This is a genomic window from Paenibacillus sp. JGP012 (genome assembly GCF_014203995.1).
Lineage (GTDB): Bacteria > Bacillota > Bacilli > Paenibacillales > Paenibacillaceae > Paenibacillus > Paenibacillus silvae.
Window position 1 is genome coordinate 263,842 of the sequence record NZ_JACHKG010000005.1, and the last position, 12,084, is coordinate 275,925.

General features: G+C 46.7%; 15 protein-coding genes and 1 other annotated feature. Of the genes, 7 read left to right on the forward strand and 8 right to left on the reverse strand.

The window, feature by feature from the left end; genetic code table 11:
* Positions 1–7 precede the first annotated feature (7 nt).
* Positions 8–625 (reverse strand): SCO family protein, encoded by a 618-nt coding sequence (locus HNR77_RS09400; RefSeq protein ID WP_184182887.1) that lies wholly within the window; start codon positions 623–625, stop codon positions 8–10.
* Between the two features lie 399 nt (positions 626–1,024).
* Here HNR77_RS09400 and HNR77_RS09405 point away from each other — a divergent pair, with 399 nt between their 5' ends.
* A complete protein-coding gene (locus HNR77_RS09405; RefSeq protein ID WP_184182890.1) occupies positions 1,025–2,005 on the forward strand; it encodes a metal-dependent hydrolase in 981 nt (326 codons plus the stop codon).
* A 100-nt stretch (positions 2,006–2,105) separates the two neighbouring features.
* Here HNR77_RS09405 and HNR77_RS09410 read toward each other — a convergent pair whose 3' ends face one another.
* Entirely contained in the window at positions 2,106–2,327 is a 222-nt protein-coding gene (locus HNR77_RS09410) for an alpha/beta-type small acid-soluble spore protein (RefSeq protein WP_056702318.1), read from the reverse strand.
* A 119-nt stretch (positions 2,328–2,446) separates the two neighbouring features.
* Here HNR77_RS09410 and HNR77_RS09415 point away from each other — a divergent pair, with 119 nt between their 5' ends.
* Entirely contained in the window at positions 2,447–2,644 is a 198-nt protein-coding gene (locus HNR77_RS09415; RefSeq protein WP_111269529.1) for a hypothetical protein, read from the forward strand.
* 183 nt (positions 2,645–2,827) lie between these two features.
* Here HNR77_RS09415 and trpS read toward each other — a convergent pair whose 3' ends face one another.
* Positions 2,828–3,820, reverse strand: coding sequence for a tryptophan--tRNA ligase (trpS, locus tag HNR77_RS09420; RefSeq protein ID WP_184182893.1), 993 nt, complete (start codon positions 3,818–3,820; stop codon positions 2,828–2,830).
* Positions 3,821–3,915: 95 nt separating this feature from the next.
* Positions 3,916–4,176 (reverse strand) — a binding site (T-box leader).
* A gap of 252 nt (positions 4,177–4,428) precedes the next feature.
* Between trpS and HNR77_RS09425 the strand changes: the two genes are divergently transcribed.
* A complete protein-coding gene (locus HNR77_RS09425) occupies positions 4,429–5,406 on the forward strand; it encodes an aldose 1-epimerase (protein WP_184182896.1) in 978 nt (325 codons plus the stop codon).
* Between the two features lie 74 nt (positions 5,407–5,480).
* Here HNR77_RS09425 and HNR77_RS09430 read toward each other — a convergent pair whose 3' ends face one another.
* Positions 5,481–5,681, reverse strand: coding sequence for a hypothetical protein (locus HNR77_RS09430; RefSeq protein WP_184182899.1), 201 nt, complete (start codon positions 5,679–5,681; stop codon positions 5,481–5,483).
* A 166-nt stretch (positions 5,682–5,847) separates the two neighbouring features.
* On the opposite strand from HNR77_RS09430, the gene HNR77_RS09435 reads away from it, so the two are divergent.
* Positions 5,848–6,081 (forward strand): alpha/beta-type small acid-soluble spore protein, encoded by a 234-nt coding sequence (locus HNR77_RS09435; RefSeq protein WP_076211017.1) that lies wholly within the window; start codon positions 5,848–5,850, stop codon positions 6,079–6,081.
* A 77-nt stretch (positions 6,082–6,158) separates the two neighbouring features.
* On the opposite strand, the gene HNR77_RS09440 is transcribed toward HNR77_RS09435, so the two are convergent.
* Both HNR77_RS09440 and HNR77_RS09445 read right to left on the reverse strand, forming a co-directional pair.
* A complete protein-coding gene (locus HNR77_RS09440; protein ID WP_397366484.1) occupies positions 6,159–6,569 on the reverse strand; it encodes an O-methyltransferase in 411 nt (136 codons plus the stop codon).
* Between the two features lie 282 nt (positions 6,570–6,851).
* On the reverse strand, positions 6,852–8,651 hold the full coding sequence (locus tag HNR77_RS09445; RefSeq protein WP_184182904.1) for a M3 family oligoendopeptidase: 1,800 nt from the start codon (positions 8,649–8,651) through the stop codon (positions 6,852–6,854).
* 119 nt (positions 8,652–8,770) lie between these two features.
* Between HNR77_RS09445 and HNR77_RS09450 the strand changes: the two genes are divergently transcribed.
* Together HNR77_RS09450 and HNR77_RS30255 are read left to right on the forward strand one after the other, a co-directional pair.
* A complete protein-coding gene (locus HNR77_RS09450; protein WP_184182907.1) occupies positions 8,771–8,941 on the forward strand; it encodes a YycC family protein in 171 nt (56 codons plus the stop codon).
* Entirely contained in the window at positions 8,938–9,168 is a 231-nt protein-coding gene (locus HNR77_RS30255) for a hypothetical protein (protein WP_111269535.1), read from the forward strand. The genes HNR77_RS09450 and HNR77_RS30255 overlap by 4 nt, the downstream gene beginning before the upstream one ends.
* 16 nt (positions 9,169–9,184) lie before the next feature.
* On the opposite strand, the gene HNR77_RS09455 is transcribed toward HNR77_RS30255, so the two are convergent.
* Together HNR77_RS09455 and HNR77_RS09460 are read right to left on the reverse strand one after the other, a co-directional pair.
* The gene (locus HNR77_RS09455; protein WP_184183161.1) at positions 9,185–9,916 is read right to left on the reverse strand and encodes a DUF2225 domain-containing protein; all 732 of its coding nucleotides are present in this window, start codon (positions 9,914–9,916) and stop codon (positions 9,185–9,187) included.
* A 42-nt stretch (positions 9,917–9,958) separates the two neighbouring features.
* Positions 9,959–10,336, reverse strand: coding sequence for a globin domain-containing protein (locus HNR77_RS09460; protein ID WP_111269537.1), 378 nt, complete (start codon positions 10,334–10,336; stop codon positions 9,959–9,961).
* A 477-nt stretch (positions 10,337–10,813) separates the two neighbouring features.
* On the opposite strand from HNR77_RS09460, the gene ylbJ reads away from it, so the two are divergent.
* Positions 10,814–12,049, forward strand: coding sequence for a sporulation integral membrane protein YlbJ (gene ylbJ / locus HNR77_RS09465; RefSeq protein ID WP_184182910.1), 1,236 nt, complete (start codon positions 10,814–10,816; stop codon positions 12,047–12,049).
* Positions 12,050–12,084: the final 35 nt, after the last annotated feature.

Sequence of the window (12,084 nt, forward strand, 5' to 3'; positions counted from 1 at the left end):
CGGTATTCTATTCCTTGATCAGCCTGCGAATGTCCTCAGCAATGACTTCTGGCTGCACGTCCTCTGTGTTAAATGCGTTATACACCTTGCGCAGCTGGTTATTCTCATCCACCAGACCAATCATATTCATATGGGCAAAATCATCCTTGTTCTCGCCTTCAATCAGAATCTGAAAGGATTCCTTGGCGAACTGCTTTGTTTTATCCATATCCCCTCGCAGAAAATACCAGCCGGAATAGTCCGCATGGAAACGATCGGCAAACGTTTTGATCTTCTCTCTCGTATCCACTTTCGGATCAAAAGAGATGGATACAAAGGACGCCTTGTCTCCAAACGTACCGTCCTCTTTCAGCAAGTCCTGCATCTGAGACAGTGTAAATGTCGTAATCGGACACACATCAGGGCAGCTGGTAAAATAAAAGTAGAACAATCGCACTTTACCTTTCGTATCCGCCAGCGATACGGTGCGCCCGTCTACATTTTCCATGGAGAACGATTGGATCTCCCGAATCTCGGGTAATTTCTCCTTGCTGGCAAACGCCGTATTCCACATTAAATACACCGCCATAATCAGGGCAATTCCAAGCAATATCCAAGTCCATTTGTATTTCTTTATGACCTGCATCCTCTTCTCTTCCTCCTAACAATATAAAGGTGAATACGCATACATCTTTGATCAACACCAACACTCTTCAGCGTGATCGCATACCTGGTGTTTTCTAACGTCACATGATTCAACCGATTGAGCACATATCCTTTAAATTTTGCGTTATCGCGATGGTTCAGTGGTACATATGTATAAAATAGTGACCCTATTGTCGATCACATCCGATATAAATTTTATCACAGGAATTCACTGAATAGTTTGACAATGTTCGTACATTTGTTGGAAATCGGACAGATTCCTGTCAAAGTTATTCCTGTTTTGCATCTATACAGGCGGATAATATACACTAGATATGGGTATCACCTAGATAGAGAAGTATAATGCTGGAACACGATATACCTCATAAAGGAGACGTTTATGGATACCTCTACACATTTTGTCATGGGCATTGGTCTGGCCGGGCTCGCCTACATTGATCCTGTTGTTGCTGCTGATCCAATGCTCGCTGCCGCGGTCATGGTTGGCACCATTGCAGGCTCCCAGGCCCCGGACATTGATACTGCTCTGCGTTTCAAAAGCAATTCACTCTACATTCGGAATCATCGAGGGATGTCCCACTCACTGCCATTTTTATTGCTATGGGTGCTCATGATTACAGGAGTAATCGGATTAATCTTCCAGGGAATTCCCCTTGCACACGTCGTTCTCTGGACCGCTGTCGCTGTAGGCGTGCATGTATTCACTGACTTGTTTAATACGTATGGAACCCAGGCCGCACGGCCTTTTACGGAACGCTGGATTGCGTGGAACGTCATTCATATTTTTGACCCGTTCCTGTTCACAACTCATGTTATTGCTATTCTGCTATGGGCCTTTGATCTGGTGCAGCCTGCTCCACTCTTCACCTCGATGTATATTCTGATTGGAGTATATTATATCTGGCGTACGATCGCCCGCGCACTGGTAGCCCGAAAAGTGAAACAGATGGACAACAGCCCGGAGCCTGCCAAGTACATCGTCATTCCCACCATTTCCTGGAGCCGTTGGCACGTTGTAAAAACGAACAAGGATGGCAGTTATGAGCTGGGCAAAATAGACGGAAATGAGCTGACCTGGAGCCTTCATGCCACTTCATCCACTCATGCCGCTGTAGCCGCTTCACGTAAATCACCGGAAGTAAGTGCGTTCCTCTACTTCACTTCTTACGCGGTGGCAGAGGTAGAGGAACTGCCCGCAGGTTATAAGGTTCGCTGGGCAGATGTCCGGTATCGACACCGGAAACAGTATCCTTTTGTCGCGGTCGTAGTGATGGATCGCAATTTCGAAACCATTGATACGTATGTAGGCTGGCTGAGTGATGAAAAGATGGATAAAAAACTTTTATCTGCCCGCCCTTGACGCGGTGTGGATTGCGGGGCACAATCAGATATAGGAATGATTGCGCGGGAAAAGCCCGGAGCGTTATCCGCTCCGGGCTTTTGCTGCTTTGGTATAATAATTATTTGCCAGACCCAGCCAGAGACTGCTCAGCGATTTGTACCAGACGTTTGGTGATATAACCACCCAAAGATCCGGTTTCACGGGAAGTGTAGTTGCCATAGTATCCGTCTTGTGGAATAGTTACACCCAGTTCCTGTGCAGCCTCCATTTTCAATTGTTGCAGTGCTGCTGTCGCTTGAGGTACCACCAAGTTGTTAGAAGAGCGAGATCCTTGAGCCATATTTAAAATCTCCTTTCAATCTGTGTCTGTAATGTATTGCAAGCTTGCAAGATTATTATGGCTCGCACGCTTCAGGTTATACGAAAATTCATTAAATTTGTACATGGAGGTTTTTCCCAATGAGCAAAGGTTTATCCTTATGGTTCGCATTTTCATCTATCGTTTTGTTAACGGTTACAGCAATCACGATTTCTTACAACGGCTGGCTGGCCACATTGCTGTTTGTTCTCTCTATGGCTAATATCGTATGGGGATTTATCATTCGTGCCAAAAAAGAGCGTCAGGAAGCCCGTTCGGCTTCCGAATCAACCTCTTAACGTTCCCGGCTCGTTAACGATATCATCCAGCGCAAAGGAAAGAGGAGACGGATATTTTCATCCGCCTCCTCTTTTTTAACAGCATAAACGATTTACATGCTTGACTATGGACTATCCTTCAACTTTCCTGAGGCTGGAGTGTCCACCCTGCTTATCCTATGCCCTGTTTCAATACCATTCGAATTACAGCTTGCGTCTAGGAACAAAGCCCATGCGCTCTTTCACCGCATCCAGCGTTTGCTGAGCAACCTCTTCCGCACGGCGTGCCGAAGTTTCTAATACCTCTGCGAGTTCACCAGACTCGCGAATTTCATTATATCTTGTCTGCAGCGGTTCAATGACAGATACAACCACTTCAGCCAGCTCCTTTTTAAACGGACCGTACATTTTTCCTTCGTAACGCTCGGCAACCTCATTCAGTGTCATACCTGCGCATTCTGCATAGATGCTCATCAGATTGCTGACTTCCGGTTTATTGGCCGGATCGTAAACGACTTCACGGCCTGAATCTGTTGTGGCACGGCTGATTTTTTTGCGAATGACATCCGGCGGATCTAACAGAGCGATATAACTGCCGGCATTCGGATTACTTTTGCTCATTTTCGAGGAAGCATCATCCAGTGACATCACGCGCGCGCCCACCTGTGGAATATAAGGCTCGGGAATGGTGAAGTACTCTCCATAACGATGGTTAAAGCGTCCAGCCAGATCACGAGTCAATTCCAGATGCTGCTTCTGATCCTCACCGACAGGCACAAGATCGGCATTATACAGCAAAATATCTGCAGCCATCAAAGACGGATATACAAACAGACCGGCACCAACCGAATCTTTACCGGAGGATTTGTCCTTAAACTGTGTCATGCGTTCCAGCTCACCCATTGAAGTGAGCGTAGTCATCAACCAGCCAAGCTCCGCGTGCTGTGGCACATGGGACTGCAAAAATACATTTGACTTGGATGCATCAATGCCTGCTGCCAGGAACAAGGCAGCAACGGCCTCGGATTGCTCGCGAAGCGCTGCCGGCTCCTGCGGCACGGTAACTGCATGCAGATCTACAACCATAAAATGACACTTGTAGTCATGCTGCAATTTCACAAAATTTTTAATCGCGCCGATGTAATTCCCTAATGTCAACTTACCGCTTGGCTGAATGCCTGATAATACTGTTTTCATCATCATAAACCTCCCTGATTTCATTGATAATAATGATCTCGCAGCCTGTGGGCTCCTGCTAATTCAACCTGCGAACGCAAAAAAGCCCCACATCCGCAAGGGACGTGAGACCGTGGTGCCACCCTTATTCGCTTGTTCTCCCGTTATACTGACAAGCAGCATAACAAATGAAAAGCCTTCATTGTTCCTTAACGTGGAATACCCGGTATACCTACTGAGACCGCCTTGCAGTGGCAGTGCCTGTTCAGTTATACACTCAAGGGTCCATTCAGCAAAGATTTCACACCAGTTCGCATCTACCACTGGCTTTCTGAAGAGAATATTCCTTACCTACTTGTCCCTGTCATCGCGTTGACATCATTTAATTCATAAATAACGTTCAGAATTCCATCTTAATGCGCGGGAGCCAGAATGTCAAAATGGGATGCGTTTTTTTTCCCGATCGTTTAAAATCTGTTATGATGGTAGTGCCATCCTGCCATGTCTTTAGAAGCAGCTTGCAGGATGTTACACGACAAGCTGGCATGAACACAACAATGACACGCCTGCAGCAGTGCAGCAACACGTACTGATGCAGACAGATTTCAAGTGGGAAAAGGAGCATCGATATGAAACAAGTGACCAAAGGTCAATGGAATGGTTACGACACGTATATCCTACATAGCCGTGAATTGGAAATCACCCTGCTGCCACGCCTGGGAAATAATATCATTTCGATTCGCGATCTTGTGCATAACCGGGATATTGTTCGCCGTCCAGACGAGAATGATCTGGCCTTCTATTTACAGAAGCCATATCATTTCGGGGTTCCGCTGCTTATACCACCTGGACGCATTCACCAGGGGCAATTCGAATATGAAGGTGTACGTTATCAGTTCGATCAAAATACGGAGCATGGCAACCATATTCATGGTCTCCATCGCAGCCAGGCCTGGTGTGTCAGTGATATTGAAGAAGATGAAGATGGATGTACCATCACAACCGAATTATTGACCGAAAATGAAAAGCACTGGATGGAGCAATTCCCCATCCTGTTGAAGCTTGAAATGACGTTCAGCCTGCAAAATGCTGTGCTGACCCAACGACTGCGTGTCACTAACCTGAGCACAACACCTGCTCCATTCGGAATGGGATATCATACATGGTTCTTGCTCGACGGACAGCCTGCCGACTGGACGCTCCAGCTGCCGGTTTCCGGATTATATGCCCAAAATAAAGAGCAGCTGCCTACAGGCGAAATAGAAGCTTTACATGATGAATGGTCCTCCATCAGCGAAGGCATTAATATGCAAGGCCGGAACTGGGATACACTGCTTCGTGCTGCGGAAGGCAAACCGGCTGTCGCTCATTTGCGAAGAAAAGATGGATATACACTGAAATATTCAGTGGATGAAGCTTTTTTCAAACATTGGGTTCTGTATACCAAGGGTGAATCAGATCAATTTTTGTGCATTGAACCCTACACTTGGCTGCCAGATGCACCGAACCTGCCCATGACTGATGATATCACAGGATTGATTCGGCTTGAGCCAGAACAGCCCGTCGAGTTGACCTCAAAAATTGAAGTTGTTTCAACGAACAAATGAACCAGTCTGGATGATGATATGAATCCATTCGTTCGGCTAATATTTTCATAACTATATAAGTTGAACTAAAGATTTTACACAATCCACTCCGATGACAGAACAACCTTCCAATCGCTGTTATCCCCAGATTTTTTGGATTCCCTTTTCCAAAGGGCAAAATCCGGTGATAAGCGTATGCTTCCGATGTAGCTTTCTTGCAGAAAGCTTTCAGGCGACCGCTCCGCTTTTTCAGGTTTTTTCTGTCCTCTCCGTTCACGTGTAAATAAATAGTTCAACTTATATATATGCTCCTGTACAAAAAGCAGCCGATCCGCAATGGATCGGCTGTTTAAGTTGACATGAATCTTTTTGATTATCCATATATTCCCTTACGCCATATCATGTATATTTCCGCTTTTCCGATCCATACTAACATCACCAACCTATAAGGAGGTGAGACATATGTACGGAAGCCAAAACCAAGGTAGCGGAAGCCGCTCTAACAATCTGGTTGTTCCTCAAGCGAATGCAGCATTGCAACAATTGAAAATGGAAGCTGCACAAGAGCTGGGTGTAACAATCCCGCAAGATGGTTACTACGGTAACTACACTTCCCGTGAGACAGGTTCTCTGGGTGGTTATATCACCAAACGTCTGGTACAAATCGCTGAGCAGCAATTATCGGGTCGTTCGTAAGCTCGAAATTATTGCTTCTGCCCTGAGTAGAGCTTGAACGGAAAGGCGGCCTTCTTCGGAAGTGCCGCTTTATTTTGTTATGATGATTCCCTGTTTGAGTCCAGATATGTATTCGTTCTAGGATATCGAATCATCAGGTTCGCCATATTATAATTGGATTCCATCGTTGCATCCACCAGAATCATATTCTGTCGAACTGTAAAATCATAACTTATTTCCCCATGAGTCCAATTGCGCTTGAACTTCAGCGTCTCCAGCGCCATCGCACGGAAAGAAACTCGCTGTGCATGCGTGAGGCCATCTCCCTCCAATTCCATCTGTCCATCCCGTCCCGTTATCGGATTATGTCGAACACCAAACTTTCCGATAATATTATTTCGTATTTGCACAAAAACCACCCCTGAATCCAAGCCCGACAACTCCTCATCAAGCTCTTTAAATACCAAATCTAACTGCCTTGCTAGTGAAAGCTGTTCCATTTTCATGATAACACTCCTCCTATTATGCTTTTAGTCCTATACAACAAGGACTTACGACTCATTATATGACAACATATGTAATTATTCAACAAAATAAAACATTTTTGGGTAATTATTACTAAATTTTGCGCGATTTATTGCCATTTGCATTCCTTAAAATGAGCTTTTTCCTTGATTTACGACAAAATAATTTAAATTAAAAAACTTGTGTGCACAACAAAAAAGGCCGCAATTCATGTCTCCCCGACATCAAATTACGACCATTAATGATTATGAAGGAAAAGCGTTAAACTAAATCACGTTCTCCGTCATCTCCATAAATTGCTCTATATCAGCAATAACCAGATTCGCTGCAGCCTGCCAGAAATCAGCTTGGGTCAGGTCCGCACCCAAATGTTTCTGAGCCAATTGCTCCACGGTCATCCGACCCGTATCACGAAGCAGATCATCATATTTATCGGCAAAAGCAGTGCCTTCCTGCTGAGCCCGGGCATAGATTCCCGCACTAAACATATATCCGAACGTATAAGGGAAGTTGTAGAACGGCACCCCCGTCAAATAAAAATGAAGTTTGGATGCCCAGAAGTGCGGGTGAGTGGAAGCAAGAACGCCACAGAAGGCCTCTTCCTGAGCCTCTACCATCAATCTGCTGAGCTCGTCGGCACTTACCAGGCCTTTCTTGCGCTGCTCATAGAAACGAGTTTCAAATAGGAAACGAGCATGGATGTTCATAAAAAAGGCAACACTGCGCTGGATTTTATCCTCCAGCAGCGCCAGCTTTTCCTGCTCATCACGCGCTGTCTGCACCAAAGCATCGGCTACAATCATCTCGGCAAATGTCGAAGCTGTCTCAGCCACGTTCATCGCATAACGCTGATTCAGTGCAGGCAGTTCTTCCATAATGTGCTGATGGTAGCCATGTCCAAGCTCATGAGCCAGCGTGGATACATTCGACGCAGTACCGGAGAACGTCATGAAGATGCGAGTCGCTTTGCTCAGCGGCAGTGACGTGCAAAAGCCTCCTGGACGTTTCCCCGGGCGATCCTCAGCCTCTATCCAGCGTTTTTCAAACGCCATCTCCGCAAAGCTGGACAGTTTCGGACTGAATCTCGCAAATTGCTCAACAATCGTCAACGCCGCCTCGTCATACGTTACTTTCCCTACAGACTTTCCTACCGGCGCATCTACGTCGCTCCAGCTCAGCTTATCCACACCAAGCAATTTGGCTTTTCGTTCCAGATACTTCACAAGAACCGGCTTGGTTCCATTAATAACGTCCCACATCGCATCCAGCGTCTGTCGTGACATCCGATTAATCGCCAGCGGCTCCTTCAAAATATCCTGCCAGCCACGTTTCTCGTAAAGCTTCAGACGGAATCCCGCAAGATGATTCAGTGTGTCTGCACAAAAATCTTCAACCTCGGTCCAGGCCTGCTCCCATGAGCCGAATACCCGCTCACGAACTTCACGCTCACTATCACTTAACTTGTTGGCCGCTTGTCCTGCAGACAGCATGACCGTCTCTCCATCCTGCTCAAACGGAATATTCACTTTGCTTACGATGGTATTATAAAACTTACCCCAGCCATGATAACCGTCAACACCCAGATCGAGAGCCAGTCCCTCCAGTTCAGGTGACATTTTGTCTCTAGCCTGAGCCCGGCTTTCGTTTAACACAAAGGATAGCGGCTGTATGTCAGCTTGCGCAAGCCATTGATCCCATACAACATCCGGTGTCTCGCTAAAGAGGTTATCCAGCTTCGACTTGCTGCTATTCAGCATTGCGGCAATGGAGCTAACAGTACCTTGAAGCTGGGCCGCTTTTTTGTCCTGCTGATTTTGTGCTGACAGACAGGATACGAAGGCAGAGCCCTCCGATATCCGCACATAACAGCTTTGCAGCAATTCCAGAACAGGCTTATAAGCAGCTGCATCTTCCAGCGTGGCAGGAGCAGCCATCTGCTGAAGGGTTTGCTGCAATGTTCGTACATCTTTGTCCAGATCGTAAAGATATGAGGCGAATGCTTCGGAAGAAGAACCTCCACTAAAGATGGACTCCAGATCCCAAACAGGGTGTAATGGCATTTTCATCTAATTAAGGCACCTCTTTCTGTAGATTCAATGTAACACTTTGAATTAAAAACTGGTTTTATACGCAACGTATCTCTATACTAGAGAAATAATGCAACAACTTTTCAGGAGGTCAATGTATGAAACCTTTACAAGTATCGGCTGAAACTGCCGTCAAACTAGCAGCATCTCTCGGCGTGCCTCTGGAGCATCTGATGCATATGCCTCAACATATTCTCATGCAGAAGATTGCAGAACTCGCAAAGGAAGAAGCGGCCAAACCTGCGGACAAAGAAGGCAGCGCGGAATGATTCCTTTTGAGAACAGCTGGCCATATGACATCATTATGGGGGATATTTACGTGCAGCAGTGCCCCTTCTGTGACACAAACAATGTACTGTTACCCCTTAAACCTAAGGAACTCATCCGTATCCGTGAAGGAAAAAAGAAATTACTTGTTTTCCCTTGCTGTAACAGCAGCATAACCGTCATTGACACCGATAACGATTATCTGTTGGCCAGTCGGCCTATCCGCTAATTGATATGAGATCAGACTAAAGGGGGCTGCGCTTCGCAGCCTCTTTGTCTGCCTCCAGCATTTCCTCTGGCAGCTCCATTTTGCTGGATAACATCTGTTCACGCAGCAGCGCCCACTGTTCCCTTGAAGCCCGGATCATGGCAGCATCCGTAATGCGCTTGTCATGAATAACTCGTCCAAACCATTGGACCGCCTCATGAAATCGACCAACCCTGCGATTCAGCTCCCCGAGCAAATACAGCAGCTTTGCTTCATTACCGCCTGTACCTTCCCGTTCGAACACTTTGACGTATGCTTCCAGACTGAATTCAAGGAAACGATGCTCCTGTGCATGATCCTCCATATATCTGTACAGCCAGGCGATATGATGCAGCAGACCAGCAACAACGCGATCCTTCTCCTGTATCACCTGAGCACACAACAAGCCAAGTTTGTATGTAGCGAGTGCCTGTTCCAAATTTCTTGCACCACTATAATCCCGCTTGACCCAGCGGTTACCAATCTGCTCCATAAACGCCTTGCGCTGCATATCACTCAAGTTGACCGTTGAATTTTCTGTCGAAGCGAATCCGCACGAAGGACAGATCCGAACGACATAAAAATCGGGATTCTCCTGTTTGTAATACGCGCAAAAATCAGAATCTGTCCGGTAAGGCCGTTTCAAGCTAGGTCTTACCCGTGAGGTTTCAAATTCGGTCTCGCAATAATGACACTTCACCTTCACCTTATACAGCGGCTCTAATTCCACTTGTTCCATCCCTCTCCCGTCAGGCTTGTCTTGTATTTGGAACTATGGCGTATTCACAAAATGGTGCGCCGGCCCTGATAAGCGCTGCAAAATAAACGAATGCAGAGGCTCCTCTACACCAATCTGTGTTAACGCCTGATTCATGCAGGCAAGCCATGCTTCTGCTCGCTCAACCGTTACTTCAAAATGCATATGACGAGCTCGCATCATCGGATGTCCGTAAGCCTCGGAGAACAACGCCGGTCCTCCAAAAAATTGAGACAGGAACATGTACTGTTTGTCTATTACCGGCTGAATATCTTCCGGGAAAAGAGGTGCAAGCTGTTCATTCTGCAATACAATCGGATAAAAAGCCTCAACCAATGCACGAACGCCTTGAGCACCTCCAAGATTATCATAAATGCTTAAACTGGGATTCATGGTTCTCACCTCTTCCTGATGTCGAATTTTGCAATATAATACACGTCTCATGAACATGGTGAACAGTAAGTCAACTACCTAGCCCTTAAAGCCAGCATCTCCATTCTATCAAAAAAAGACAAAAAAAGCGCCACCCATAAGGCTGGCGCACCGCATATTCCATTAATAACTTCGCCAATCTTCCTCTTCGGTACGTACCAGTGAGGCACGTATAACATACACAAATGCACAGACCAGGACTCCGGCGACAAGACTCATGATCATCACTCCATCCTTATTGATTCCACCTTATTGACCATTAGGTGACGTTCAGGCGTTTTACCTATTTTAGCATACATCATTTAAAAACACAGCCACTTTTGCAAACGCTTTCTTATAATTATTTTGTACTGTTTGTCCGCTTTTTCTCATATATTGATGGCAAAAGCCCTTGATCGGCTGCAGATCATTCATTTCAACCATAAAGGAGAAAAATTCATGACTGCTGCTCAGCGCGTCATCCCCTTGCTGATTACACTGGCTCTCCTGATCTTCTGTACCCTGATGGCGCTATATCCGGCAGAGACCTGGCATGCAGGCGTCAGAGGTTTAGCCATCTGGTGGGACGTGCTGTTTCCTTCACTGTTCCCCTTTCTTGTATTGTCCGAGCTGCTGCTCGGCTTTGGTATCGTACATTTTCTCGGCACACTGCTTAATCCACTTATGCGCCCCCTTTTTCGTGTTCCGGGAAGCGGAGGCTTTGTATTTGCAGTAAGCTGCGCTTCAGGTTATCCAACCGGAGCCAAGCTGACAGCACAACTGTGGGAGCAGAAGCTGGTTACGCGTGAGGAAGGCGAGCGTCTGGTCGCATTCACGACCTCCTCTGATCCGATCTTTATGATCGGAGCGGTATCGGTCGGTTTTTTCCACAACACGTCCATCGCTCCGATTCTTGTGGCATCTCATTATGCCGCTGCTGTGCTTGTCGGGATGCTCATGCGTTTTCACGGTCGCTCCGATGTCTCCTCTGCCGCGCCCCCTGTGGCACACGAACAACATCGCAGCCGCTTCCTGCGCGCCATATACGCGATGCATGAAGCGAGGCAAGCAGATGGAAGGACATTGGGTGAGTTACTGAGACAGGCTGTCTCCTCTTCCCTTCGCCTTATTATTATCGTAGGCGGGCTTGTAGTATTCTTTTCCGTCATTATGGAATTAATGGTTCAGACCGGATGGCTTGGCGTTTTGTATAGCCTGACAGAACAGGGGCTGCATCTCGCCGCTTTGCCGCCTTCACTGTCTCACAGTCTTGTCGGAGGTTTGTTTGAAGTAACTCTTGGCGCCAAGGAAGCAGGAGCTGCCGCTGCCTCCGTTCCTCTAGTATTCAAAGTCGCTGCTGCCTCCTTCGTGCTCTCCTGGGGAGGACTGTCCGTACATGCGCAGATTATGAGTGTGTTAAGCAGCACCCCGATGCGGTACGGACCGTTCTTACTGGCAAGAGCAATTCATGCAGCCATTGCACCACTGCTTGTTGTTTTGTTATGGCCGCTGCTGATGGGCAGCATGGCTTCTCCTGCTTTTGTGAATGATGCATTTATGCCTCCGTATGCCTATTCGCCAGAATGGAAACATATCGGCATAACAGGAATCAGCGTGTTCAGTTCTGTACTTTTCCTAATGTTATGTCTTGCCTGGATGGGTTCAAAGCTCATGATCAAACGTGGCAAAAAATAGGCTTTGTGCAAATAGTTTGTCCGGAAGTTCAATCG

What these genes read in the sequence shown, in the direction of transcription:
- HNR77_RS09410 (WP_056702318.1), bottom strand. Translation starts at nt 2,327, where the DNA reads ATGGCTCAAGGATCTCGCTCTTCTAACAACTTGGTGGTACCTCAAGCG.
- HNR77_RS09450 (WP_184182907.1), top strand. Translation starts at nt 8,771, where the DNA reads ATGAAACCTTTACAAGTATCGGCTGAAACTGCCGTCAAACTAGCAGCA.
- ylbJ (WP_184182910.1), top strand. Translation starts at nt 10,814, where the DNA reads ATGACTGCTGCTCAGCGCGTCATCCCCTTGCTGATTACACTGGCTCTC.
- HNR77_RS09425 (WP_184182896.1), top strand. Translation starts at nt 4,429, where the DNA reads ATGAAACAAGTGACCAAAGGTCAATGGAATGGTTACGACACGTATATC.
- HNR77_RS09445 (WP_184182904.1), bottom strand. Translation starts at nt 8,651, where the DNA reads ATGAAAATGCCATTACACCCTGTTTGGGATCTGGAGTCCATCTTTAGT.
- trpS (WP_184182893.1), bottom strand. Translation starts at nt 3,820, where the DNA reads ATGAAAACAGTATTATCAGGCATTCAGCCAAGCGGTAAGTTGACATTA.
- HNR77_RS09460 (WP_111269537.1), bottom strand. Translation starts at nt 10,336, where the DNA reads ATGAATCCCAGTTTAAGCATTTATGATAATCTTGGAGGTGCTCAAGGC.
- HNR77_RS09400 (WP_184182887.1), bottom strand. Translation starts at nt 625, where the DNA reads ATGCAGGTCATAAAGAAATACAAATGGACTTGGATATTGCTTGGAATT.
- HNR77_RS30255 (WP_111269535.1), top strand. Translation starts at nt 8,938, where the DNA reads ATGATTCCTTTTGAGAACAGCTGGCCATATGACATCATTATGGGGGAT.
- HNR77_RS09405 (WP_184182890.1), top strand. Translation starts at nt 1,025, where the DNA reads ATGGATACCTCTACACATTTTGTCATGGGCATTGGTCTGGCCGGGCTC.
- HNR77_RS09415 (WP_111269529.1), top strand. Translation starts at nt 2,447, where the DNA reads ATGAGCAAAGGTTTATCCTTATGGTTCGCATTTTCATCTATCGTTTTG.
- HNR77_RS09435 (WP_076211017.1), top strand. Translation starts at nt 5,848, where the DNA reads ATGTACGGAAGCCAAAACCAAGGTAGCGGAAGCCGCTCTAACAATCTG.